At 71.2% G+C, this 24134-nt stretch carries 24 protein-coding genes; 13 read left to right on the top strand and 11 right to left on the bottom strand.

What is annotated here, in order from left to right; genetic code table 11:
- Positions 1-27: 27 nt before the first annotated feature.
- The gene (locus tag ACIQTP_RS13840; RefSeq protein ID WP_403399510.1) at positions 28-1665 is read left to right on the top strand and encodes a carboxylesterase/lipase family protein; all 1638 of its coding nucleotides are present in this window, start codon (positions 28-30) and stop codon (positions 1663-1665) included.
- Here ACIQTP_RS13840 and ACIQTP_RS13845 read toward each other — a convergent pair.
- Both ACIQTP_RS13845 and mmuM read right to left on the bottom strand, forming a co-directional pair.
- Positions 1604-1903: a hypothetical protein gene (locus tag ACIQTP_RS13845; protein WP_403399512.1), complete on the bottom strand. Its 300-nt coding sequence runs from the start codon at positions 1901-1903 to the stop codon at positions 1604-1606. The two genes, ACIQTP_RS13840 and ACIQTP_RS13845, sit on opposite strands and share 62 nt — an antisense overlap.
- Before the next feature lie 83 nt (positions 1904-1986).
- Positions 1987-2931, bottom strand: coding sequence for a homocysteine S-methyltransferase (gene mmuM, locus ACIQTP_RS13850; protein ID WP_403399514.1), 945 nt, complete (start codon positions 2929-2931; stop codon positions 1987-1989).
- A gap of 251 nt (positions 2932-3182) precedes the next feature.
- On the opposite strand from mmuM, the gene ACIQTP_RS13855 reads away from it, so the two are divergent.
- Entirely contained in the window at positions 3183-3491 is a 309-nt protein-coding gene (locus tag ACIQTP_RS13855) for a hypothetical protein (protein ID WP_403399516.1), read from the top strand.
- Positions 3492-3703: 212 nt separating this feature from the next.
- The gene (locus tag ACIQTP_RS13860) at positions 3704-5113 is read left to right on the top strand and encodes an RICIN domain-containing protein (RefSeq protein WP_403399518.1); all 1410 of its coding nucleotides are present in this window, start codon (positions 3704-3706) and stop codon (positions 5111-5113) included.
- A 2-nt stretch (positions 5114-5115) separates the two neighbouring features.
- Here the strand turns inward: ACIQTP_RS13860 and ACIQTP_RS13865 are convergent, their stop codons facing one another.
- The gene (locus ACIQTP_RS13865; protein ID WP_403399520.1) at positions 5116-6786 is read right to left on the bottom strand and encodes a rhamnogalacturonan lyase B N-terminal domain-containing protein; all 1671 of its coding nucleotides are present in this window, start codon (positions 6784-6786) and stop codon (positions 5116-5118) included.
- 189 nt (positions 6787-6975) lie between these two features.
- Between ACIQTP_RS13865 and ACIQTP_RS13870 the strand changes: the two genes are divergently transcribed.
- Together ACIQTP_RS13870 and ACIQTP_RS13875 are read left to right on the top strand one after the other, a co-directional pair.
- Positions 6976-8022, top strand: coding sequence for a rhamnogalacturonan acetylesterase (locus ACIQTP_RS13870; protein WP_403399522.1), 1047 nt, complete (start codon positions 6976-6978; stop codon positions 8020-8022).
- Positions 8023-8100: 78 nt separating this feature from the next.
- Complete coding sequence (locus ACIQTP_RS13875; protein WP_403399524.1) at positions 8101-9813, top strand: DUF2264 domain-containing protein; 1713 nt, start codon at positions 8101-8103, stop codon at positions 9811-9813.
- Here the strand turns inward: ACIQTP_RS13875 and ACIQTP_RS13880 are convergent.
- Entirely contained in the window at positions 9758-11158 is a 1401-nt protein-coding gene (locus tag ACIQTP_RS13880; protein ID WP_403399526.1) for a hypothetical protein, read from the bottom strand. The two genes, ACIQTP_RS13875 and ACIQTP_RS13880, sit on opposite strands and share 56 nt — an antisense overlap.
- A gap of 240 nt (positions 11159-11398) precedes the next feature.
- Between ACIQTP_RS13880 and ACIQTP_RS13885 the strand changes: the two genes are divergently transcribed.
- Entirely contained in the window at positions 11399-12163 is a 765-nt protein-coding gene (locus ACIQTP_RS13885; RefSeq protein ID WP_403399529.1) for an isocitrate lyase/phosphoenolpyruvate mutase family protein, read from the top strand.
- Between the two features lie 65 nt (positions 12164-12228).
- Here ACIQTP_RS13885 and ACIQTP_RS13890 read toward each other — a convergent pair whose 3' ends face one another.
- Together ACIQTP_RS13890 and ACIQTP_RS13895 are read right to left on the bottom strand one after the other, a co-directional pair.
- A complete protein-coding gene (locus tag ACIQTP_RS13890; RefSeq protein ID WP_403399531.1) occupies positions 12229-13218 on the bottom strand; it encodes a GlxA family transcriptional regulator in 990 nt (329 codons plus the stop codon).
- Positions 13219-13226: 8 nt separating this feature from the next.
- Positions 13227-13874, bottom strand: coding sequence for an HD domain-containing protein (locus ACIQTP_RS13895; protein ID WP_403399533.1), 648 nt, complete (start codon positions 13872-13874; stop codon positions 13227-13229).
- A gap of 434 nt (positions 13875-14308) precedes the next feature.
- On the opposite strand from ACIQTP_RS13895, the gene ACIQTP_RS13900 reads away from it, so the two are divergent.
- Complete coding sequence (locus tag ACIQTP_RS13900; protein ID WP_403399536.1) at positions 14309-14818, top strand: CAP domain-containing protein; 510 nt, start codon at positions 14309-14311, stop codon at positions 14816-14818.
- 21 nt (positions 14819-14839) lie between these two features.
- Here ACIQTP_RS13900 and ACIQTP_RS13905 read toward each other — a convergent pair whose 3' ends face one another.
- On the bottom strand, positions 14840-15676 hold the full coding sequence (locus ACIQTP_RS13905; RefSeq protein WP_403399538.1) for an alpha/beta fold hydrolase: 837 nt from the start codon (positions 15674-15676) through the stop codon (positions 14840-14842).
- Positions 15669-16262 carry a TetR/AcrR family transcriptional regulator gene (locus ACIQTP_RS13910; RefSeq protein ID WP_402038201.1) on the bottom strand — a complete coding sequence of 198 codons (594 nt, stop codon included), beginning with the start codon at positions 16260-16262 and terminating at the stop codon, positions 15669-15671. Before ACIQTP_RS13910 ends, ACIQTP_RS13905 begins: the two co-directional genes overlap by 8 nt.
- 136 nt (positions 16263-16398) lie before the next feature.
- On the opposite strand from ACIQTP_RS13910, the gene ACIQTP_RS13915 reads away from it, so the two are divergent.
- The 3 genes from ACIQTP_RS13915 to ACIQTP_RS13925 all read left to right on the top strand — a co-directional run bounded on the left by ACIQTP_RS13915 (position 16399) and on the right by ACIQTP_RS13925 (position 19555).
- A complete protein-coding gene (locus tag ACIQTP_RS13915) occupies positions 16399-17493 on the top strand; it encodes an alanine racemase (RefSeq protein WP_403399541.1) in 1095 nt (364 codons plus the stop codon).
- Between the two features lie 71 nt (positions 17494-17564).
- A complete protein-coding gene (locus ACIQTP_RS13920; protein ID WP_403399543.1) occupies positions 17565-18221 on the top strand; it encodes an ArsR/SmtB family transcription factor in 657 nt (218 codons plus the stop codon).
- Complete coding sequence (locus ACIQTP_RS13925) at positions 18218-19555, top strand: MFS transporter (RefSeq protein ID WP_403399545.1); 1338 nt, start codon at positions 18218-18220, stop codon at positions 19553-19555. The genes ACIQTP_RS13920 and ACIQTP_RS13925 overlap by 4 nt, the downstream gene beginning before the upstream one ends.
- Here ACIQTP_RS13925 and ACIQTP_RS13930 read toward each other — a convergent pair.
- Both ACIQTP_RS13930 and ACIQTP_RS13935 read right to left on the bottom strand, forming a co-directional pair.
- Positions 19477-19680 (bottom strand): DUF397 domain-containing protein, encoded by a 204-nt coding sequence (locus ACIQTP_RS13930; RefSeq protein WP_403399547.1) that lies wholly within the window; start codon positions 19678-19680, stop codon positions 19477-19479. The genes ACIQTP_RS13925 and ACIQTP_RS13930 overlap by 79 nt on opposite strands.
- Positions 19677-20513, bottom strand: coding sequence for a Scr1 family TA system antitoxin-like transcriptional regulator (locus tag ACIQTP_RS13935; RefSeq protein ID WP_403399549.1), 837 nt, complete (start codon positions 20511-20513; stop codon positions 19677-19679). The genes ACIQTP_RS13930 and ACIQTP_RS13935 overlap by 4 nt, the downstream gene beginning before the upstream one ends.
- Before the next feature lie 105 nt (positions 20514-20618).
- On the opposite strand from ACIQTP_RS13935, the gene ACIQTP_RS13940 reads away from it, so the two are divergent.
- The 3 genes from ACIQTP_RS13940 to ACIQTP_RS13950 all read left to right on the top strand — a co-directional run bounded on the left by ACIQTP_RS13940 (position 20619) and on the right by ACIQTP_RS13950 (position 23478).
- A complete protein-coding gene (locus ACIQTP_RS13940) occupies positions 20619-21056 on the top strand; it encodes an ATP-binding protein (RefSeq protein ID WP_403399551.1) in 438 nt (145 codons plus the stop codon).
- A 134-nt stretch (positions 21057-21190) separates the two neighbouring features.
- Positions 21191-22903, top strand: coding sequence for a PHP domain-containing protein (locus tag ACIQTP_RS13945; RefSeq protein WP_403399553.1), 1713 nt, complete (start codon positions 21191-21193; stop codon positions 22901-22903).
- Entirely contained in the window at positions 22900-23478 is a 579-nt protein-coding gene (locus ACIQTP_RS13950) for a hypothetical protein (protein WP_403399555.1), read from the top strand. The genes ACIQTP_RS13945 and ACIQTP_RS13950 overlap by 4 nt, the downstream gene beginning before the upstream one ends.
- A gap of 158 nt (positions 23479-23636) precedes the next feature.
- On the opposite strand, the gene ACIQTP_RS13955 is transcribed toward ACIQTP_RS13950, so the two are convergent.
- Entirely contained in the window at positions 23637-23846 is a 210-nt protein-coding gene (locus ACIQTP_RS13955; protein WP_403399557.1) for a hypothetical protein, read from the bottom strand.
- Between the last annotated feature and the right edge of the window lie 288 nt (positions 23847-24134).

A 24134-nucleotide genomic window follows, 5' to 3' on the forward strand; every position in this document is an offset into this window, starting at 1 on the left:
CGCGCCGGGTGAGGAGCTGGTGGGCGGATGGCGGTGGACGCGGTGGACTCGGTTTCACAGACGCACGACCCGGTGGTCACCACTCCGTACGGAGCGGTGCGCGGCAGGTACGAGGACGGTGTCGCCGTCTTCCGCGGCATCCCCTACGCGGCCCCGCCGTTCGGCGCCCGCCGCTTTTGGCCACCCGTCCCGCCCGAGCCCTGGGACGGTGTGCGCGACGCGGGGGAGTTCGGTCCGACGCCGCCCAAACCGCCGTACTCCGAGGCGTTCGCGCGGCTCCTCGCCGACCCCGTGGTGCCCGGCGACGACTGCCTCAACCTGAACGTATGGACACCGGAGCCCGGCCCCGGGGCCCGGCTGCCCGTCATGGTGTGGATCCACGGCGGCGCCCTGACCCGCGGCTCGTCGGCCGTGCCCGTCTACGACGGCCACGCCTTCGCACGCGACGGTGTCGTCCTCGTCTCGATCAACTACCGGCTGGGGGTGGAGGGTTACGGCCTCTTCCCGGACGCGCCGCCCAACGCCGGGCTGCGCGACCAGCTGGCCGCGCTGGAGTGGGTGCGGGAGTCGGTCGCGCGGTTCGGCGGCGACCCGGACCGGGTGACCGTGTTCGGTGAGTCGGCCGGGGCCACCAGCATCGGGGCGCTGCTGGCCAGTCCGCGCGCCCGGGGGCTGTTCCGGCGGGCCGTCCTGCAGAGCGGACCGCCGGAGGCGAGCGAGCGCGACAAGGTGCGGCGCATGGTGCGCAGGATGGCCACCCGGCTGAAGGTCCCGGCGACGGCGCGGGCGTTCGCCGCCGTGGACCGCGCCCTGCTGCTGCGCACCCAGGCCGACGTGGCCAGGCTCAGCAGCCCGGTCCTCGGCGGGCCCGCCTTCGGGATCGTCGTCGACGGCGACCTCGTCCCGCGCGACCCGATGGAGGCGCTTGTCGCAGGCGGGGCGGGCGGCGCGCCCGACGTCGAACTGCTGCTGGGCTGGACCAGCGAGGAGTACCGGCTGTGGCTGGCCCCGGGAGGTCTGCTGGAGCGTGTCGACCGGCTCGGACCCATCGCCCTGGCCGGGGCCATGGCCCGCTGCCGCTGCGGTCACGAGGTGCCCCGCGGCTATCGCGCGATCCATCCGCGGGCGGGCACCGCGGAGCTCGTCGGGCAGATGGTCACCGACCATCTGCTGCGGGTGCCGCTGCACCGGCTCGCCGATGCCCGTCCGCCGCTGACACCCTCGTACGTCTACGAGTTCGCCTGGCCCTCCAACGTTCCCGGCCTCGGCGCCTGCCACGCCCTGGAGCTCGGCTTCGTCTTCGACACCGCGGAGGTGCCCCAGGCGGCGCAGCTCGCGGGCCCGGGCGCCCCGCAGGAACTGGCGGACGCGATGCACGCGGCGTGGGTGCGGTTCGCGGTCGAGGGCGCCCCGGGCTGGCAGGCCTGGGACGCCTCGCACCCGGTCCGGATCTTCGGCGCGGGCGCACCGCATACCGTATTCGGACCACGCGACCGTGAACTGGCCCTGTGGGACGCCGAGTCGGGGCGGCCCGGTGCCCCGCTCAGCTCTCCGGAGTCCACCCCCTCGCCGAGCCCGCGCCGGCCCCGCCGGGTCATGGCCGTCAGGCCGAGCTCGTGGCCACCTCTTCCGCGGAGAGCCGGGGGCCGCCGATCGCGGCCTTGAGGCGCGCGGCGGACGGGTGCGGGTCGGCGGGCCGCCGCGTGTGCCAGTCGGTGACCGCCTGATACGCGGCGGCCACCTCCAGCAGCCGGTCCTCCTCGTAGGGCTGGCCGCCGAGGATCGCCCCCACCGGCACCCCGCCCGCGTCGAAGCCGATGGGGAAGGCGATCTCGGGCAGCCCGAGGATGTCGAAGGGGATCCGTACGTAGGCGTCCAGTTGCTCGGTGGTGGGCTCGCTCAAGAGGGCCTCCATGATCGGCTGACGAGTACGGGGACTCCATCACCCGTCCGTGAAACCCTCGTTGAGCGTGTGCTTCACCGGAGTCACTGCATGGGCGTCAGCGCCCGGGTGATCCCCGCGATCGCTCCCGGTCCCACCCGGCAGCACCCCCCGATCAGCCGCGCCCCGCCCCGCCGCCAGCCGGTCACCTGCTCGGCCGTGAAGGTCGAGAGCCCGTTCCATGCCCGCGCCTCGGCGTCCCAGACCTCGCCGCTGTTCGGGTACACGACCACCGGCTTCCCGGTCACCCGCGCGGCCGTCTCCACCGCGGCGTCCACATCCTCGGGGGCGCAGCAGTTCACGCCGACCGCGATGATCTCGTCCGCGTCGGCGGCCAGGGCGAAGGCCTCCTCCAGGGGCTGCCCGGCCCGCGTACGGTCCCCGGCGACGGTGTACGACAGCCACGCCGGTACGCCAAGACCGCGCACCGCCCGTAGCAGCGCCTCGGCCTCGTCGACGTCGGGCACGGTCTCCAGGGCCAGTACGTCGGGCGCGGCGGCGGCCAGCACCTCCAGGCGCGGGCGGTGGAACCGCTCCAGCTCGGCGACGCTCAGCCCGTACCGTCCCCGGTACTCGGAACCGTCCGCGAGCATCGCCCCGTACGGGCCGACCGAAGCGGCCACCCACAGCGGCCGTGTCGCACCCTTCACGTGCGCGCGACGGGCCGCCTCGCGCGCCAGCTCCACGCTGAGGCCGATGAGTTCGGCCGCCCGCCCGTGCGGGATGCCGCGCTTCGCGAAGCCCTCGAAAGTCGCCTGGTAGCTGGAGGTGATCGCCACGTCCGCGCCCGCCTCGAAGTACGCGAGGTGTGCCTCGGTGATCGCCTCGGGCTGCTCGACGAGCAGACGAGCCGACCACAACTCGTCGCTCAGGTCGTGTCCGGCGGACCCGAGCTGGTTGGACATACCGCCGTCCAGGACGACCGTTCCGGCGGCGAGGGCGTCGGCGAGGGAGGGGGAGGAAGTGCTGCGGGAGGTGTCGCTGGTCATGTCACGACGCTAGTCGATGGGGACGGCCGCGCCCTGTTATGTCCGTCTGATGAGAGCAACGACCACGATGCGGAACGCGAGAGCGGCGCCCGCCGGGCGGACGACGAGCTGACGGCGGCCGGCGTGTGCGCCTCGGCCGTGAAGTACGACTGGCTCGCGCTCCTGATGCTCGCCCGCGCCGACGAGGCGCGTGAACTCGGCCCGCTCCTGGGCTTCCCACCGGCGCCGACCTACCCGCCGGGGGAATCGAGATGCTCTGCCTATCCGGCCTGGACTGGAAGGACGTGTCCCGCCTGGCCGGTCACACGAGCCTGCGCGAACTCGACGTCCGGGGCCTGTCCGAGCTGCGGGACCTCGGCGCGCTGACGGGACTGCCCGCACTCACGAAGATCAACCTGGGCCACTGCCGCGACCTGGCGGACTGCCGCCCCCTGCTCGACCTGCCGTCCCTGAAGCACGTCACCATGCCCTACCGCATGTGGTACAGCGCGTACCACGGAGATCCCGACCCCGTCATGACGGAGCTCGCGGAACGCGGGGTGACCGTCGTCCACCCGTGACTCACCTTGTGGGTATGGCCGCGCACGTCAACGGAGACGCACGCGGACGGCGGCGACAACAGAAATCCCGCGTCCATCTTCGTCCCGCGCGACCCGTTGACCTTCCCGTAACACACCCTTACCTTTTCGACGTTCGTAATGACAGATGACGTACGAGATCTCGAATCCTCCCGCCTGTTTCCTGCTCTGCCCCCACCTCCGAGAGGCGTCAGATGAGACGTGTGTACGCAATCCTTGTCGCCCTGTGCTGTGCCCTGGCCGGGGCAATGGTGACCGCAGGACCGGCCCGGGCGGCCGCCCAGACCATCACCAACGGCACCCAGTTCACCGACACTTCGGGCAACGGCGTGCACACGCACGGCGGTGGGGTCATCAAGGTCGGCAGTTATTACTACTGGTTCGGCGAGGACCGCAACGCCGACAACACCTTCCGGTACGTGGACGCCTACCGTTCCACCGACCTGAAGAACTGGGAGTTCCGTAACCACGTCCTGACCCAGTCCAGCGCGTCCGAGCTGGGCACGGCCTACATCGAGCGGCCCAAGGTCATGTACAACGCGTCCACCGGCAAGTTCGTCATGTGGATGCACAAGGAGAACGGCGTCGACTACAGCGAGGCGCGTGCCGCCGTCGCCGTCTCGGACACGGTCGACGGGAGCTACACCTACCAGGGCAGCTTCCAGCCGCTCGGCCAGTACATGTCCCGTGACATCACGACCTTCGTCGACACGGACGGCACCGGCTACATGGTGTCGGCGGCCCGCGAGAACTACGACCTCCAGATCTACAGGCTAACCGCCGACTACACGGGCATCGACAGCCTGGTCGCCAACCCGTGGGTGGGCGGCCACCGCGAGGCACCGGCGCTGTTCAAGCGGGGCGGCGTCTACTTCATGCTGACCTCGGCAGCCACCGGCTGGAACGCCAATCAGCAGCAGTACGCCACCGCGACCAGCATCGCCGGCCCCTGGACCGCGATGGCCAACGTCGGCGACTCGACGACCTACAACTCGCAGACCGCGTACGTCCTTCCGGTCCAGGGGACTTCGGGCACCTCGTACCTGTACATGGGCGACCGCTGGGGCAACTCCTTCGGCGGGACCGTCAACGACTCCCGTTACGTCTGGCTGCCGTTGACCTTCCCGACCTCCACCTCGATGTCCATGTCCTGGTACCCGGAGGTCTCGGTCGACACCGCCGCCGGCACGATCAACGGGACGAGCGCCACCTACAACACGCTCGTCGGCCGGTCCAGCGCCAAGTGCGCGGACGTCCCCAGCCAGTCGCTGTGGCAGGGTGTCGCGATCAGTCAGTACACCTGCAACAGCGGCACCAACCAGAAGTGGTGGTTCAAGGACCTGGGCACCGGCTACTACGAACTCATGGGCCGGGGCAGCTCCCTGTGCCTCCAGGAGAACTCCGCCAGTGTCACCCAGGAGAACTGCACCGGCGCCACCGCCCAGCAGTGGAGCCTGACCACGTCCGGCAGTTACGTGCTGGTCAAGGCGCGGGCGAGCGGCGAGTGCCTGGACGTGTCCGGCGCGTCCACCGCCAACTCCGCCGCGATCATCACGTACACCTGCAACGGAGGGACCAACCAGCAGTGGACGCGCGGAACCTGACATCAGGTCAGTAGATCGACGGCGTCGACGGAGGTGCCCGCACTGAGGAAGGACGTCGACCCCGAGCCGCTCGCCACGTAGATCTTCAGCGTGTTGTACGCACTGGTGTCCGTCAGCCAGGCGGACGCGGGGACGCTGTAGGTGAAGGTGTGGTTGTTGCCCCGGTACGAGCCCACGGTCAGCGACCGGGTGCTCGGCTGGGTGGGCGGCGAGGGGACGGCCGAGGTCCAGGTGTCGTTGACCACGATCTGCGGGCGGCCGTTCGCGTAGGCCGTGGTCACGCCGATGCGCAGGGTGTGCGCCGCGGCGGCCTGGGCGGCGGTCAGCTTGAAGTACACGATGACGCCGCTGTTGACGTCCTTCCACAGATAGCAGGGGAACGCCGAGGTCTCGGTGCCGCTGCCGACGACGACGTTGCCGGTCCAGGACGCGGCCCGTACGTCCGACGGATGCGCGTACGTCATCAGGTCCGCGTTCTTGAACCCGCCCGGCGTGCCGTCCCAGTTGCCGATGCGCCAGATCGCGCTCGCGTTGGACGGGTCGTTGGAGGAGGGGATCGCGATGCTGTTCAGCGTCGTGGTGCCGCCCGCCGTGACCGTCACCGACGTGGTGTACACGGCGAGTTCGCCTTTGAAGACCGTGAGGGTGTACGACCCCGGCAGCACGCCCGCGACCGAGAAGTAGCCGTCCGAGGCCCGCGCCGAACCCCAGTACTGCGCGGCCGAGTTGGCGAGCCCGACCGTGTACGCGTACGCCGTGTCGCGCCCCGAGACGCCCACGCCCGCGACCCGGCCCCGGCCGCCCGCGGCCACGTACCCGGAGATGCCGAGCGAGTCCGCCCAGGAGGTGGTGAGGTTCCCCGCGTACAGCGAGGAGGAGGGCGCGCCGCCGTCCGTGAAGGCGATGACGTACGGACCCTGGAGGCCGAAGCGCTCCGACTCGGTCTGGTTCTCGCCGTAGTACAGGATCTCGTACAGTCCGCCGCCGTCCGCGCTCTGGTGCCGCAGCAGGGAGCGGTAGAACGGGCCTCCGGAGGCCTTCTCGTGGTTGCTGCGCACGATCCACAGGCCGGCGCTTCCGGTGGTCCAGCCGATGTAGTCGTAGTCGATGACCCGGAGCTTCGAGTAGTGCTTCGAGCGGGTCTGGCCGTCGGACTTCGCGAACACGTCCGCGGACTCGACGGTGGTGGGCGCGTACGTGTACGAGTCCGGCTCGTCGTTGAGGAACAGGCCCGCCTTGACGCGCACGATGTAACGGGTGGCGCTCACCGACGTGTCGGCCTTGTTGGTCCACAGATAGACGTTGTTCTCGCCGCTGCGGGCCGCGTAGTAGTGCTTGAGCGTGCCGTACGCGACGGAGACGAGGATCGTCGAACCGGACTGCGCGATGGTCACGGTGGAGGTGCCGAGGCCGGACTCGACGTGCGAGTTCTTGCCGCCGTAGCCCTGGTACTCGGTGCCGCGGTAGACGAGCGAGGTCAGGTCGCCGTTGGTCTTGCTGACCTTGAAGACCAGGTAGGCGCCGGTGTCGATGACGTAGTTCGAGCCGTCGTCCGTGTAGCCGAAGCTCGCGGCGGCGGCCGTCCGGGTCAGGGCCGTCGCGCTCGCGGCCGCCGCGGTCGTACCGAGGACGAAGGTGCGGCGTCCGAGGGGTCTGTCGGTGGATCCGGACATGGGGGTGCCTCCTTCGGAGGTGGGGGTGTGCGGGTGTCCGGAAGACTGACAGTTGAATCGATTTCGCGAAAGGGCTTTCGCCGCTTGGGAGTTGCTAGTCATATGAAAACGCGCCGCACACTAGAAAGCGCTTGCGGAGAGCGGTACGGTCCAGCCGCCAGGTCTTGTCGTCCTGTTGGAGGAGCCGCAATGAGACGTTTCACCATCGCCACGCTGGCGGCGGTGACCGCTGCCACCGCGCTGTCGGTCACGCCCGCGCAGGCGCACGGAGGGCCCCACGCCCTCGGCCTGGAGAACTGCACCGCGACCGCCTGTCACTTCGACGTCGCGCCGGGCACGTACGACGTGCGCGTACGGCTCGGCGGGGAGGCCGCGGCGAGCACGAGCGTCAGCGGTGAGACGCGCCGGGCGCTGCTGCCCGAGACCACCACGGCGGCAGGGCGGCCCGTGACCCGCGGCTTCACGGTGAACGTCCGCACCCCCGAGGGCGAGCCGACCGGTCCCGACGGCACCCCTGGCCTGGACCTGGTGCTCGGGGGCTCCGCGCCCGCGCTGGCCGGCATCGAGGTGACCCCGGCCCGCCCCCACACCCGCCAGATCTTCCTGGTCGGCGACTCCACTGTCTGCGACCAGCCCGGCGACCCCTACTCCGGCTGGGGCCAGCAACTGCCCCAGTACCTCCGCGAGGGCGTCTCGGTCGCCAACTACGCGGACTCCGGGGAGAGTACGGTCACCTACCTCGAGAATCCCGCGCTCTTCCCGACCGTCCAGTCGCTCATCCGGCAGCGCGACCTGGTCCTCATCCAGCTTGCCCACAACGACAAGACGACGGACGAGCCGACGTACCGCGCGAACCTGGAGACCCTGGTCGCCGGGGTTCGCGCGCGGGGCGGCGACCCGGTCCTGGTCACCCCCGTCGTCCGCCGCTGGTTCAACACGGACGGCACCCTGAACAACGACACCGCGCTGCTGGTCAACGGCCTCGGTGTGAACCATCCGGCCGTCATCCGCTCGGTCGCCGCCGCCGAGCACGTGCCCCTCATCGACCTGACGGCCAAGACCAAGGCCCTCATCGAGTCGCTCGGCGTCGAGGGCTCCAAGGCGATCTACCTCTACAACGAGAAGCGGGACAACACCCACACCTCCGTGCACGGCGCCACGGTCTACGCGGGCCTCGTCCGCGACGAACTCCTCGCCCGGCATCTGGTGCCCGAGCGCCAGGTGAGGGTGGGATGAACCCCTGGGGCGTCCCGTCCGGAACCGGGGCGCCCCAGGTACCACCCCCCCCACCCACCGAACCAGAAAGCGCCCCTGATGCCCGACGAGGACCGCACCCTCAGCCCGTACACCGGCTACACCCGCGCCCACTGGGAGGCGGCGGCCGACTCCCTGCTCGCCGCGGTCGCCCCGTACGCGACCGACAACGGCGCCCTCTACCACCTACCCGGTGCGCACACGAGCTGGTCGGGCCGGCTCTCCGACGGCCTGGAGGGCTACGCCCGCACCCTGCTCCTCGCCGCCTTCCGCCGCGACGAGAAGACCCTGGAGCGGTACGCCGACGGACTCGCCGCCGGTACGGCCGGCGTCTGGCCGCGCGTGGCGGACCGCAGCCAGCCCCTTGTCGAGGCCGCGTCGATCGCCCTCGCGCTGCGGCTCACCCGGCCACTGCTGTGGGACCGCCTGGACGACGGTGTGCGGCAGCGGGCCGCGGCCTGGCTCGGCGACGCGCTGACCGCCGAACCCTGGTCCTGCAACTGGGAGTTGTTCCCGGTGACGGTCGGCGGCTTCCTGGCGGAGGTCGGCCACGAGCCCGAGGCGTCGCGGGCCGCGATCGACCGGGGCCTGGAGCGGATCGAGGAGTGGTACGTCGGCGACGGCTGGTACACCGATGGCCCCGGCCGCGCCTTCGACTACTACAACGGCTGGGCGATGCACCTGTACCCGGTGCTGCACGCGTGGCTCGCCGACGACGCCCGGCTCCTCGACCTGTACGGCGGCCGGCTCTCCCGCCATCTCGCCGACTACGCCCGGCTGTTCGGCGGCGACGGCGCCCCGGTGCGGCAGGGCCGCTCCCTCACCTACCGCTTCGCGACGGCCGCCCCGCTGTGGCTCGGCGCCCTCACCGGCCGTACGCCGCTGTCGCCGGGCGAGACCCGACGCCTGGCGTCCGGCGCCCTGCGCCACTTCCTCGACCGGGGCGCGGTCGACGACCGGGGCCTGCTCACCCTCGGCTGGCACGGCCCCGACGAGACGGTCCTCCAGGGCTATTCGGGCCCGGCCTCCCCGTACTGGGCGAGCAAGGCCTTCGTCGGCCTGCTCCTCCCACCGGACCACGCGGTGTGGACCGCGCGGGAGGAGCCGGGCCCGACGGACCGCGCCGACGCCGTCACCCCCGTCGGACCCCCCAACTGGCTGCTCCAGACCACGACTTCGGACGGCCTGGTCCGCCTCCACAACCACGGCAGCGAGGACGTCCGCTACGACCCCTACTACACGCGGCTCGCGTACTCGACCGCGACCGCGCCCTCGGCGTCGTACGACAACAGCGTGATCGTCGGTGACGATGCGAGCCGGACGGACATCGAACCGCTGGGCGCGGGGGACGGCTGGGTGGCGTCCCGGCACACGGCGGGTGGGGGAGCGCGGGTCGTGAACCTGGTCGTCGCGCGGGGAGCGGTGGAGGTGCGGGCCCACCTGGTGGCGGGAGCGGACCCGGGGACACCGGTGCGCGTCACGGGATGGCCGGAAGACGACGGCGTGCACGCCGAACTCCTCCCCGTGCACGGCCTGTCGGACTCGGCCGGTGTCACGGGAACCGGCACCACGCTCTTCGTCGCCGTCGCCCGGCTCACCGGCGAGCCGGATCCCCTGCCCCTCACGGAGTCGGTGTCCGTGACGGTGGAGGGGGAGGAGCCGGGGGTGTACGACCTCCGCGTGAGCTGGCCCTCGGGCCCCTCGGCGTGCTTCCGGTTCAGGGCTTCAGACGGGCGACCTTCAGCGTCGTCGTGGTCGGTGAGGCCCCGGTGAGGGCGCTCGCGTAGGACGGGGTGACGGGGGCGTACGCCCAGGTCAGGGAGCCGTCCTTGAGGGTCGCGATGTCACCGGAGATACGCGCCTGGACGACCTTGTCCGGCGTCTTGAGGGCGCCGTTCCAGTCGATCAGGCGCAGGTGGGTGCCGGTGAAGGTGCCCGTGCAGGTGCCGGCCGAGCACTTGGCGTTCTTCAGGGACTCCCAGGAGACGAGGAGGCGGTCCTTGCCGTACGGGGCTATGTGGACGTTGACGTTCTCGGTGCCGGCGGCGCTGGTGAGGTACACCGGCTTGCCCGCCGGGGTGTCGCGGTTCTTGAGGAAGGCGACGGCCACCTGGTGGGTCGACGTCTTCGGCTTCACCGTCCAGCCGCGCCCGCTCGCGTCGTCCGGGTTCCTGTCGGCGGAGGCGGCGCCCCGGGAGGCGAAGGCGGTGGCGTACCGGCCCGCCGAGGACTTCACCAGGTCGCCGGCGCGGCCCGCGAACGTCCCGCCGCAGTAGCCCGCCCAGCACTGCTCGCGCTGCACGGCGGGCGCGTTGTCGGGGGCGCCGATGCCCGTCGAGACGAACAGGCCCGAGCGCCAGTCGTCGAAGCACAGGGAGGTGAAGGCGCCCGTCGTCTCGGCGTGCAGCGCGATGCCCTCGTTGTGGCTGCACCCCCAGCTCCAGCCGCCCGTCAGCTTCGCGCCCTTGGCGCTCACGTAGCTCAGCTTGTCGCCGAAGTGGCCGTCCGCGAAGCCGCCCGCGCCGTGCACGACGAAGTACGTGCCGTACTTGGTGCCGTTCCAGGTGAGCCGGCCGTCCAGCAGCGGGGCCGTGTCGTGCGAGGCGGTCCCCGTGAGCTTCGTACGGAAGGCCTGCGTGCCGTTCTTGTAGCGGATGAGGGCCGCCGCCGTCTCCTTCCATTTGTTGGTGTCGGAGACGCGGGTCAGCAGCGCGAAGCCGTCGTTGTGCGCGACCAGACCGCCGACCTCCTTGGCGCCCTTGACGACCGTGTCGGCGCCGGAGCGCTTCCCGGCCGCCGTCAGCGGGGTGACGTGGACGCCGTCGGACGCGGGCCAGGCCACGCGGAGGGTGCCGTTCGGGGCGACGGCGGTCGTGGTGTGCGTCCACTCGCGGGTGTTGTTGTACCCCGCGGACAGGTACGGGAACTTGGCGGCCAGGTTCACCGTGGTGTTCGTGACGGCGGCGAGCCGCGGGGCGGCGGCTGCCGTGATCGTCGTCGGCGTGGCGGTCGCGTACCAGGCACCGGCCAGGACACCGACGGCCCCGAGTCCGGCCGCCAGGGGCTTACGGGCCACGTGGCGGCGGCGGTGCGATGTGGTGGGTCTTGCGTTGGTCATGCCGGGTGGTCGCCGCCGCGGGGCGAAAGGTTGCCGCGCCTCTCGGGGCGCGGTGGACCGAGACGGTTCGGCGGGCGCCGAAGGATCGCGCGTCTAGCGTTCGCTGTATGGACAACTCCTCACCCCGGAAACCGGCCGAACACCGGAAACCGGCCGAACACCTCAAGGCATCGACGTACTACGCCGATGCTGTCGGCAGGCTGACGTGACCGCCCGCCGCTCCCGCACCGGAAGGCCGACATGACTCCCTTCGCCGCACTCCACCACGCCGACGCGCCCCTTCTCCTGCCCAACGCCTGGGACCACGCCTCTGCCGCGCTGCTGGCCGCTCAGGGCTTCGCGGCGATCGGCACGACGAGTCTGGGTGTCGCCGCGGCGGCCGGACTGCCGGACGGGGCCGCGGCGACCCGGGATCCGACCGTGCGGCTCGCGCGACAGCTCGGGGGCGCCCCTTACCTGCTGTCCGTGGATGCCGAGGACGGATACAGCCAAGACCCGTCCGAAGTCGCCGAGTTGGCGAACGAGCTGGCGGCCGCCGGGGCGGTGGGCATCAACCTGGAGGACGGCCTCGGTCCCGCCGACCTGCACGCGGCGAAGATCGCGGCGGTCAAGGCGGCTGTACCCGACCTCTTCGTCAACGCCCGCACCGACACCCACTGGCTCGGCGACGGCGCGGACGAGCGGGAGACCGTGCGCCGTCTCGACGCCTACCAACAGGCGGGCGCCGACGGCGTGTTCGTTCCCGGACTGACCGACCCGGCCCGCGTCGCCGCCCTGCTCAAGACCCTCGACGTACCGCTCAACATCCTCTACTCACCCGCCGGCCCGCCCGTTTCCCACCTCGCCGACCTCGGCGTACGCAGGATCAGCCTGGGCTCATACCTCTACCGGAGGGCCCTGGGCGCGGCGCTGGACGCGATGGCGGACATCCGGTCCGGCCGCCCGCCGCGGGGCACCGCGCCGACGTACGACGAGGTGCAGGCACTCGGCACGCAGGACCGGTAGCCGGGGCTGTGTCGGCCGCGCCGGTGCGCTCTCCGGCTGCGACCGATCGAGGCGGGTCCAAGTCCTCAGGCCGCCACGATGCGGCGACTGCCCGCGGTGCTTCGGAAGCGGGCGCGGTACACGGTCGGAGAGACGCCGAAGGTGTGCTGAAAGACCCGACGCAGCGACTCCGAGGAACCGAATCCGGCCTGCTGCGCCACTTCCTCCACTGTGCCGCTGCCCCTTTCGAGAAGAGCCTGAGCGGCTTCGACCCTGCTGAATTCGACGTATTGGCCAGGAGACATGCCGATCTCGGTGCGGAAGAGCCGCTCCAGGTGCCGGGCGCTCACCCCGCTCACAGCGGCCAGGGAATCGAGGGTGTGCTGGGCCGAAGGGTCCGCACTGACGTGGTCCAGTACGCGTCTCACCGCCGAGTGCTGAGGCTGACATGAGAGCAGTCGGGCACTGAACTGCGCCTGTCCGCCGGGCCTGGCCATGAAGACGACCAGTTGCCTGGCCACGCTGCGCGCCACCTCGGCTCCCCAGTCCTCTTCGACCAGGGACAGCGCCAGGTCGATGCCTGCCGTGACGCCGGCCGACGTGACGACGTGGCCGTCCCGGACGAAGAGAGGATCGCTTTCCACCCGTATCCCTGGGAAGGCGGCCGCCAGGTCCGCGGCGAGCTCCCAGTGCGTGGCGGCGCGCCGACCGTCCAGGACACCGGTCGCGGCGAGGACGAACGCCCCCGCGCACACGGAGGTCACCCGCTCGGCCCGATCGGTCAGGTGCCTGACCGACTCCACCAGGTCCGTGTCGCCGACGGCCGCCCGCCAGTCCCTCCTCCCCGGTACCAGCAGGGTGCCGATCCGGCGGGGAAGCGAGGAAACCGGGCCGTTGACGCCGAGCACCAGTCCCGATGAGGTGAGGACGCCGGCGCCGGTGGGCGAGACGACTCGGACGTCGTAGTCCGCGCCGTAGCGGTTGGCGGTCGTGAAGACCTCGACCGGGCCGGTGACATCCAGGAGCTGGACCGCGTCGAAGGCGACGACGGCGACCGTGTGACGGTGGCGGGACACCGGCGGGACTACTCCTTCCACGGAGACTCGAGGATCGTACGGACGAAATCACCGCGCTGGAAGTCCGGGTCGAAGTGCTCCAGAACATCGGCCTTCACGTTGCCGAACGTCGTCTCCGGCTTGCGGCGGACACCGTCGTGGAACGCCTGCAGGATCCGGTGCTTGAAGTCGGGGCGGGGGTGCAGGGCCACGACCTCGGCCCGGTCCGCCTCCGGGATAGCGTCGTATCCGATGCCCAGTACGTCGTACTCCACCCCGGCGGTGACCAGGGCCACCTCCGGTTCCATGAACTCCGGTATCCCGGGAGTGGTGTGCAGGGCGATCGCCGTCCACACGCGGCGGACACTGTCCTCCGGAATCCCGCGCGCCTGCAGGAACCGCCTCGCTTCGTCGGCGCTGTCCACTTCGAAGCGGCGGCCGCTGTCACGGAAGGTGTCGCCCAGGCCCACGTCGTGGAACATGGCGGCGATGTAGAGGAGCTCCGGGTCGAAACTCAGGTCGCGGTTGCGTCCCTGCAGACTGCCGAAGAAGTACACCCGGCGCGAGTGGTCGTAGATGAGCTCACTCGTGGTGTCACGGATCAGCTCCGTCGTCTCTCGGGCCAGCTTCGTCGCGGGCACGTCCACGTTCGCCGCCCCAGCACGATCGGTTCCCATCTTGTCCGCCTTTCCCGGGTGTATGTCGCCGTCCGGTCGGCGCTGCCACCTCCAGGTTGGCACCGCGGCCTCCGCCTCGCCATGGCGATCACGACGTCCGACCCACAGATACCGACATGCGGCCCCTGATCCCAGTGCCGGCGGCGCCGGTGGGAGTCCGCGCCCGTACGCGCTTGCGCGGCCTCTCAACACACTTGCGTAGAAGGCGAGTTGGTCCAGCGGTGTTGCCGGGGGGCTGTCCGAGTCGTGGTCCCGCGAGGTGGGGCTTAACGTGGATGTTGTACGAGGAGGCGCTGTCATGCCCCTCACCCGAGCGGCGAAGGAGGCCGCGGGCTGGTGACGGCCAAGGGCGGGGAGGGTGCCGTCACGTTCCTCGCGTTGCGTCGCACGCGATGCCGGGGAGCTGCCGACCGCCCCTGACGAAAGGGAATCCCGTGCGAACCAAGAGCAATCGAATACGCCGTGTCTGCGTTGCCGCGTGTGCGGCCCCTCTGCTGGTGCTCACCGGAGCGGCCGCCGCAGGCGCCGCGGCGACGGTCACCGTCCCCGCCGCCGTACCGCGCGCCCTGCAGACCTCGCCCGGCGAGGTCCTGCAACTGGTCAACGCCGAACGCGCCAAGGCGGGCTGCCCCGCCCTCCACGAGAACCCCCAGCTGACCCATGCCGCCAAGGTCTTCGCGGACGACGCGGACAAGCACAACATCACATCGCACACAGGCTCCGACGGCTCCTCGCCCCAACAGCGCATCAAGGACGCCGGCTACAACGCGGGGCCGTCAGCGGAGAACATGTCCTGGGGAGACACCAGCGCCAAGCAGGTCGTCGACGGCTGGATGAGCAGCACAAGGGGCCACAAGGACAACATCGTCAACTGCTCGTTCACGGACACCGGCGTAGCCGTCAGCGGAAAGTACACAGTGCAGCTCTTCGCGGCGCCTCGTTGATCCCTCCCTCCGCCGGGCGGCTCAGAGCGCCTCGGCCAGCCGGTCCGCGAAGGCGACCGGGTGCTGGAGGACTCCGAGGTGACCTCCGGGGAACTCGACGAAGTCACCGCCGCTGAGCTCGGCGAGCAAGGCGGCGGTGCGGAAGGGGAGTTGGCCCCGGGAGTCGCTTCCGCCGCCGAGCGTGAGCCGGGAGGACAGACCCTTCAGGGCGTCCAGGTCCAGGGCGTGGGAGGTGAAGGGGCGCAGGACGTGGCCGAGGAAGATGTCCATGGGCGTGTTCTGCGTCTGTCTGGAGTCCGGCATGTTCTGCCCGCTCCGCGTGGTCTCGCCGCCGTCGGCGGCAGTCGACGCGGGGCGTGGGCCGGGCTCCCAACTCCGGCCCTCCAGACCGGCGCTGAGCCGGGCCGTCGCCGCCGTCACCCCCTCCGTACGGTGGATCTCGCACACCTCCGTGATCATCGAGTGCTGCCGGACCGCGTCCGGCAGCACTCCGATGCTCGGCGGCTCGTGCGCGACCACGCGCCGCAACCGCTCCGGGTACCGGGCCAGCAGGTCCAGGGCGACGATCCCGCCGGAGCTGCTCCCGAAGACGCGGGCGGACTCGCCGTCCGGGAGGAGGGAGTCGAGCAGCTGGTGGGCGCGGTCGCTCCACACCCCCACCCGCTGGTCCCCGACCGGTCCGTCGAGCGGGCCGCGGGACAGTCCGAGCGGGTCGTACGTCACCACGGTGAACCGCTCGGAAAGGCGCGCGACGGCGCCCTCGAGCCCCATGGGGTGACCGGCCCCGCCGGGAATGATCAGCAACAGGGGCCCGCTGCCCCGCACGTCGTAGTGCACGTCGTAGTGCCGGTCACGCATGATCCTCTTCCTCCCGCTCGCTCCGTGGCCAGTGCTCCAGGGCCGTGTGCAGGCCGTCGAGGGCCCGCTCCCACGAGGTCTGTACGTCCCTGGCGGCGTGAAAGCCGCCGATCGCCTCCAGAGCGCAGAAACCGTGGAAGGTGCTGCGCAACAGCCGCACGGCGTCGGTGAGGTCGGGCTCGGACAGGCCGTACGCGTGGAGCATGCCGTAGGTGATCTCGGCGGTACGCCGGAACGCGTCGGACGCGGCGCCGACGGCGGGGTCGACCGGGGTGTGCGTGGCGGCGTAGCGGCCGGGGTGTGCGAGCGCGTACGTCCGGTAGGCGCCCGCGAAGGCGACGAGGGCGTCCTTGCCGGCCCGCCCCGCGACCGCCGTGGCGATCCCGTCGATCATCTCGCCCGCGGCCAGCAGGGCGACCCGCGTCCGCAGATCCCGCAGGTTCTTGACGTGCGAGTACAGGCTCGCGTCCTTCACCCCGAACCGGCGCGCCAGCGCGGACAGGGTGACGTTCTCGAACCCGACCTCGTCGGCGAGGTCGGCCGCGGCCTCGACGACACGGTCGGCCGTGAGCCCGGCACGGGCCATGGGGACCACCTCTGGGCACTGGTTTGGCTGGATTGCCTTGCTCGTTGCCTAGTGTTCCTAGGTTGGGGCCTAATATACACAGGCAGGTGGGGAGTGGGAGGCTGTAGCGAAGTGGGGAAGTGGGGAGGACGTAGTGATGCTTGAGCAACTGCCCGAAGGGCTCGTCACGCCTGTGCTGGTCGTGGACGCCGACGTACTGGACCGGAACATCGCCCGCATGGCCGAGGCCGCCAGGACCGGCGGCTTCGCTCTCCGGCCGCACGCCAAGAGCCACAAGTGCGCGGAGATCGCGGGGCGGCAACTCCGGGCGGGTGCGCGCGGGCTGTCGGTGGCGACCCTGAGCGAGGCGGAGGCGTTCGCGGCGGCGGGTGTGGACGACCTGTTCGTCGCGTATCCGCTCTGGCCCGACCAGGACAGGGCGCGGCGCCTGCGCCGACTGGCCGACGTGGCCGCGCTGCGGGTCGGCGTCGACTCGGTGGAGGCGGCCCGGCGGCTGGGGGACGCGGTGCGCGGGAGCGACCGCGCGGTGGAGGTCCTGGTCGAGGTGGACTGCGGGACGGCGCGGACCGGGGTGCCGGCCGCGGCCGCGGGTCGGGTGGCCCGCGCCGCGTCGGACGCCGGGCTGGGCGTGCTCGGCGCCTTCACCTTCCCCGGACACGGATACGGCCATGCCCCCGACGCCCGGGAGCGGGCGGCCCGCGACGAGGAACGAGCCCTGTCCGAGGCGGCGGAGGCTCTGCGGGAACTGGGCCTGGAACCCCGGGTGTTGAGCGGCGGCTCGACTCCGACGGCGGGCCGCTGGCGCCCGGGCCCGGTCGACGAACTCCGTCCCGGCGTCTACGTCTTCAACGACGCCCAGCAACTGGCCATGGGCTGCTGCGGCATCGACGACCTGGCTCTCGCGGCCGCCTCGACGGTCATCAGCGTCCCCGCCCCGGACCGCTTCGTCCTCGACGCGGGCAGCAAGGTCCTCGGCGCGGACCGCTCCGCGTGGGTGACCGGCCACGGCTACCTCCCGCAGTACCCCGAGGCCACGATCACCGCCCTCTGGGAGCACCACGCGGTGGTCCACCTCCCGGAGGGCGTCCCCGCCCCCCGCCTCGGCTCAGTACTCGCCGTCGTCCCCAACCACGTCTGCCAGCCGGTGAACCTCGCGGATGAGCTGGTGATCGCCCGCCAGGGCGTGGAACTGGACCGCTGGCGGGTGGCGGCACGCGGCGCGAACACCTGATCGCCATGATTGCCAAATAAATTCTGCAAAAATACTTTTGGAAAGTGTCCGGGGCGTTCTAACCTCCGGTCATGGTCAGCGACGAGCACAAACGCGTACTCGATCCCGAGCGGGACGCCGGGGCCCTGAAGGCCCTCACCCACCCTCTGCGTATCCGGCTGCTCGGAATGTTGCGGCAGGACGGCCCGGCCACCGCGAGCGAGCTCGCGGTCAGGACCGGGGAGTCGTCCGCCTCCACCAGCTATCACCTGCGGGTTCTGGCGAAGTACGCGTTCGTCGCCGAGGCCGCGCACCGGGACGGGCGGGAGCGCCGCTGGCAGGCGGTGCACTCCGTGACCTCCTGGAGCAACATGGCCATGGAGGACTCCCCGGCCAGCCGCGACTTCGTGAGCCTGTCGCGCAGGCGCCAGATCGCGCACCTGGAGGCGTCGCTCGTACGGTACGAGGCGGATGTCGCCGAAGGGCGGTTGGGCCAGGAGTGGGTCGAGCCGTCCGGGATCACCGACCTGATGCCCCGTCTGACTCCCGAGTCGCTTTCCGAACTCTGGGAGGTGATCGACCGGAAGCTGGAGGAACTGACCGCGCGCGACGCGGAGGATCCGCGGGCCGAGCGGGTCGTGTTCGTCGCCGCGGGGCTGCCGCTGGCGCCGCGCGAGCCCGACGCGGAGCCGGGAGGAGAGGAGCCGGGTACGGCGGGGGCGGGGACCGAGGGTGGTTCCGGGTCATGACCACGTCGCTGGACTTACACACCGCCCGCCGCCGGTACGTCACGGCCTGCGCCCTCTTCTGGCTGCCCGCGGGACTGACCATCGCTCCCCTCATCCTGCTCTTCACCGAGCGGGGCATGACCATGGCCGCGATCGCGGGCTTCTTCGCCGCCCACTCCCTCACCGCCGCCGCGCTCGAACTCCCCACCGGAGGACTCTCCGACGTACTCGGCCGCCGCGCCGTCCTGGCCGCCGCCGGGCTGCTGAACCTGACCGCCCTGACCCTCCAGGCCCTGGGCACCACCGCCTGGGTCCTCACCCTCGGCATGGTCCTCATGGGCACGGCCCGCGCCCTGTCCAGCGGCCCCGCAGAAGCCTGGTACGTCGACACCGTCCACGCCCACGCCGGCCCCGACGCCGAACTCCGCACGGGACTCGCCCGCGGCGGCTCCGCGACCTCCGCCGCGCTCGCCACGGGCACGCTCCTCGGCGGCGCCCTGCCCTGGCTCCTCGGACTCGGTCCCGACCTCGGGGCGCGTCTTTCGGGGGCGACCTCCGGGCTCGTACCGCCCCTCTCCGTTCCGCTGCTCCTCGGCGCGGTGGTCGACATCGCCTTCGTGCTGTACGTCCTGGCCGCACTGCGCGAGCCGCCCCGCGCGAAGGCCACCCTCCGTGGCGTCCTTCAGGGCATCCCGGCCACCGTCGTGGGCGGACTGCGGCTGGGCGCGCGGGACGCGCTCGTCCGGCGCGTGTTCCTCAGCGCCGGGGCCACCGGCTGCGCCCTGGCCGCGCTCGAACTCCTCACCCCCGGCCGCGCCGCCGCCCTCACCGGCGCCTCGGAGTCCGGCGCCGTCCTGTACGCCGTCATCGCCTGCCTCGGCTTCGTCGGTTCCGGCGTCGGCAGCCACCTCGCTCCGCTCACCGCCCGGCTCGCGGGCAGCGGCGAGCGCGCGGTCCTGGTGAGCCTCGGCGCCGGGGCGAGCGGGCTGCTTCTGCTCGGCGCCACGGCGGTGTCCACGGCACCGTTCGCCATGGTCCTCGCCGCCGGGGGTTACGCCCTCGTCTACCTCGGTATCGGCGCGGCGGCGCCCAGCGAGAACGAGCTCCTGCACCGCCGTGTCCCCAGCGCCGGGCGCGCCACCGCGTTGTCCGTCCAGTCCCTGGCCCTCCAACTCGTGGCGGCGCTCAGTGGTCTGGTCGTCGGGGTGCTTCCGGCGGGGCCGCTGCCGTGGCTACTTGGGGGCACCGCGCTGGTGGCGGGCGCCGTGCTGTGGATTCAGCGGGACCCGACCACGCCCTCGCGTGCGGCGAAGTCCACGAACTCGGTCCAGGTGGTGGGGGAGAGGGCGAGTTGAGGGCCCGAGGTGTGCTTGGAGTCGCGGATGTGGATGGTGGTGGGGCAGGTGGCGACCTCGACGCAGTCGTCGCCGTCGCTGCCGCTGTAGGTGCTCTTGAACCAGGCCAGGTCTGTGGTGTTCATAGCGCTCCTAGCGTCCGCTCCAGCAGGCTCCTGGAATCCTCCGGGGTGAGAGCCTGTGAACGTAGTTTCGCATAGCGCATGTGGAGCACACTGATCGATTTCGGGTCAGCGATGAACTGACCGCTCCGTTGGCCTTCGCAGTAGCCGAGCCACTCGTTCTCCGGGGTCTCCAGCAGCCGGATGGGGCCGTCGAGACCCGCGTGGACGTCGCGCGTCATGGGCATTAACTGCAGCTGCACGTTGCGCAGTTCCGTAACTGTCAGGACGTGGTCGATCAACCCTCGAGTGACGTGCAGGCCGCCGGTCCCCCGGCGGATGATGTGCTCCTCGACGATGAAGCTGAACGCCGTGTTGGGCCGCTCGACGAGCAGCCGCTGGCGATCCGCGCGGGCGGCGATCTGGGCCTCGATCTGGGTGTCCGTCAGGACGGGCACGCGTTCGTTGAAGAGAGTGCGTGCGTACCCCTCTGTCTGGAGCAGCCCCGGCACGAGCCTGTTCTCGAACGTATAGAGACTGATCGCCTGTTCTTCAAGCTCCGCCCACTCGCGGAACCAGGACGCCAAACCCGGCTGCCGCGTAGCGTACTTCGCCGCCGCCCTCAGTACACCGAACGCATCCAACACCTCCTCCGCCCGCTCCACATACGCCCGCGGCGGCAACCGTCTCCCCTGTTCGATCGACGCCACCGTGGACGGCTGGTAGCCCACCAGGGGAGCGAACTCCTCCTGCGTCAGCCCCGCCCGTTTGCGGCAGGCCTTGTGGACCAGGCCGAACGTCTTCAGACTGTCCGACGGTTCGGGCTCGTTCGTGGTGCTGTTGGTCATGCCGGGCATGGTCACGGAAAGTGACTCGTACTGTCCATAGCGTGAACCCCTACAGAACCCGGCGTACGAGTGGCGTCGCTGGTCGACCCCCCTTCTTCCAGCCACCGTTGAGCCATGCAAGGAGACATCCGGGCCCAAGAACCGGTCACCGTACGTACGTTCACGCAGCTCTTCAGCTCCACTCCGCGAGGCGCCCGGCTCGCGTGGCGGCTGGTCGCCAACCGGATGGACGTGTGGGGGTTCGCGTACGACAGTGAGGCGAGCGAAGACGTGAGCCTGGTCGTGGCGGAGCTGGCCGCGAACGCCGTACGGCACGGGAACGTGCGCGGGCGCAGCTTTCGCGTACGGCTGGTGCTGCGCGACGGCGTCGTCCGCGTCGAGGTCGCCGACGGGCGGACCGAGCGGCTGCCCGTGCTGCGGGAGCCGGACGGCGATGGCGGGCGCGGGCTGGTGCTCGTCGCGGCGCTGGCCGAGCGGTGGGGTGTGGAGCCCCGGATCGGGATGGCCTACAAGGTGGTGTGGGCGGAGCTATGCGTGGGCCTGGATGGGTAGTTGAGGCGGAAGTGGCGAGTCGACTCGCCCCCATCGCCCTCCGGTCACGCACCCGCCCTCCGGCGTTCACGTTCCGCACCGAATCTCCTCGTGGCGCGCTCTCGCACTCGCGGCGCACGACTCAGGAGGCAGGCATGGGGCACGGGCATCACCACCACGGTCACCAGCACGACCACAGCCACGGGCACGACCACGGGAGTGAGTCGCTTCCCGCCGCGTTCGACCCCTCCGTGCCCGACGAGGCCCTGACCCCCGAGCAGCAGTCGCGCCGCTCGCTGCTGCGCCGCGCGGGGCTGCTCGGCGCGGGACTCGCCGCCGGTGGCGTCCTCGCGCAGGGGGCGGCGGCACCGGCGTACGCCTCCGGTTCCACGAGCGGTCGCAGGCGGAACGGCTTCCTCTGGCTGTCCGGTGACCACCACATCCACACCCAGTACAGCAGCGACGGCAAGTACCGCGTCGGCGACCAGGTCCGGCAAGGGGCCCGGCACGGTCTGGACTGGATGGTCATCACCGACCACGGCAGCGAGACGCACGCCAAGATCGGTGTCGACAAGGTCAACCCGGACATCAAGGAGGCCCGGGAGAAGTACGAGGACACGCTCGTCTTCCAGGGGCTGGAGTGGAACATACCCGGCGCCGAGCACGGCACCGTGTTCGTTCACCCCGGCAACAACGAGGTCAGCGTTCTGAAGGCGTTCGAGACGTCCTACGACGGCGCGGTGACGGGCTCCAGCGGGTCGTCTCCCGCCAACGAGGCGCTCGCCGTCGCGGGCCTCAACTTCCTCGCGGAACAGGTGCGGCGGCGCAAGGTCAAGGACGCGCTGATGCTCGCCAACCACCCGGCGCGGCGCGGTGTCGACTCGCCGCACGAGATCCGCGGCTGGCGCGACGCGACCGGCTCGGGCCGTCAGATCGCCGTCGGTTTCGAGGGCGCCCCGGGCCACCAGGCGGCGGGCCTCGCCGCGCCGCTGGGCATGGGGCGCGCCCGGGGCATCTACGACAACAACCCGAGCGCCGACTCCTTCGCCGGCTACCCGCTGGAGAGCTACCGCACCTGGGGCGGCTTCGACTGGATGACCGCCACGGTCGGCGGCCTGTGGGACAGCCTCCTCGCCGAGGGCAAGCCCTGGTGGATCACCGCCAACTCCGACTCCCACCAGGTGTACACGGACACCGCGGTGCGCGGTGGCCCGGACAGCGACTTCACCGCCAACGGCAGGCACACCGACCCGGTCTACGGCGGCAAGATCGACGTCACCCAGGGCGACTACTGGCCCGGCCAGTACAGCCGTACCCACGTCGGCGCCGACGGCTTCTCGTACGCCGCCGTCATGGACGGCATCCGCGCCGGACGCGTGTGGGTCGACCACGGGCAGCTCATCAGCGGCCTCGACGCACGGGTGGCGGGCGGCAGCCGCTGGGCGACCCTCGGCGGCGCGTTGCACGTCAAGAAGGGACAGAAGGTCACCCTGACGGTCGACATCGCGCTCGCCGACGGGCCCAACTGGGCCGGATTCGTGCCGAAGCTGGCCCGCGTGGACGTCATCCAGGGCGACGTCACGGGCGCCGTCGCGGACAAGGACACCTTCACCGCGCCGACCGCGAAGGTCGTCCGGTCGTACGAGGTGAACAAGTCCACGGGCGTGGTGCGTCTGTCGTACTCCCTCGGCGCGGTCGACCGCCCGGTGTACGTCCGGCTGCGCGGCACCGACGGCAACCGCTCCGCCACCGGTCTGATGGGCGCGGCGGTCGACCCGGCGGGCCCGGCCGTGGACGTCGTCGGCGACGCGGACCCGTGGAAGGACCTGTGGTTCTACTCCAACCCGGTGTGGGTCCTGCCGTCGTGACCGAACGGTACGTCGTCGGGGTCGACACCGGTCTGTCCGGAACCCTGCGGTCGGCCGACCATCTTCTGCTCGACCTCGCTGCCGAACTCGGCCTGGACGACGGGGTGGTGGGCTGCACGCACCATGTGCGGGAGGGGCGGCGGCACACCGCGCTGTCCTTCTCCACGCCCTCGGAGCGGGTGGCCCGCGCGGCCTGGCGGGCGCTCACGGAGCGGGAGTTCGGCGCCGCTCTGGGCGCCGACCGGCACGGTCCGGACGACCTGGCCGCCGGTGCCGCGCACGCCGCCGCGGAGCACCTCGCGCGTACCGGAGGCCGCGCCGTCCGGTACGCCGGGGCCGACGCCCTCACCAAAACGGTGACCGTCGCCCGGCTGCTGGCCGTCTCCGCGGTGGATCGGATCGTCGTCCTCGGGGCGCCCGACGGCCCCGACCCGGACCAGCGGATCGTCACCCGCGATCACGTACGACCGGAGTGGCGCGAAGGACGACTGGTCCTGGCGGCGATGCCGGCCGCGGGCGGGACACTGGTCCCGTTCGAGGTACCGGATCCCACCCCGTGCTGCGCGGACCACTGACTCGACGAGGCCCAAGTCGCTTCGGGACGAAGAGGTCGTGATCAAGCCCCCTACCAGGGAAGACCCGCAGGTAGGGGGCTTGTCGCCGTGGACGCCGATCGGCGGTCAGGCTGTCGGTATCAGCGATCCCGCGATGAGGAAGTCCCGCGATCCGGCGATCAGAAGGAGACGGTGACGCCGACCTGGTGGTACTGGCCGACGGTGTCCAGGACCTGGTCCTTGACCGCGCCGAACTGAGCCGCGAGGTCCGAGCTGCTGATCGCCGTGGGGCCGGCGGCGACGCCGATCTGCGGGCTCAGGCCACCGGAGACGGTGTCGAGCTCGGCGTCGGAGATTTCAAGGTTCTGAACCTGGGGAGCGGAGTTCATGATGAAACTGCCCTTCGTATGGATGGTCCACAAGGGGGAGCGGCCAAGCCGGGGATGGACGGTAGGCCGCGACCGCAGGCGCGCGCCGTCCGTTTCCGGACACCTTGGCGCGAACCCGGCGGCGCGAAGGATCAAATCACGGAGCGTGCCCGGCATCCAGTCGGTCGCTGCTCCCGGCAGGGCAGTTGAAACAGTCGACTGCTCATCCATGCACACGTGCACACGAATTGAGGGCAGCATCTCTACATGTAGCCCCGCACAGGAAACCGACAGCTATTGCCACGGCAG

This window comes from Streptomyces sp. NPDC090798 (assembly GCF_044768965.1).
Classification (GTDB): Bacteria; Actinomycetota; Actinomycetes; order Streptomycetales; family Streptomycetaceae; genus Streptomyces.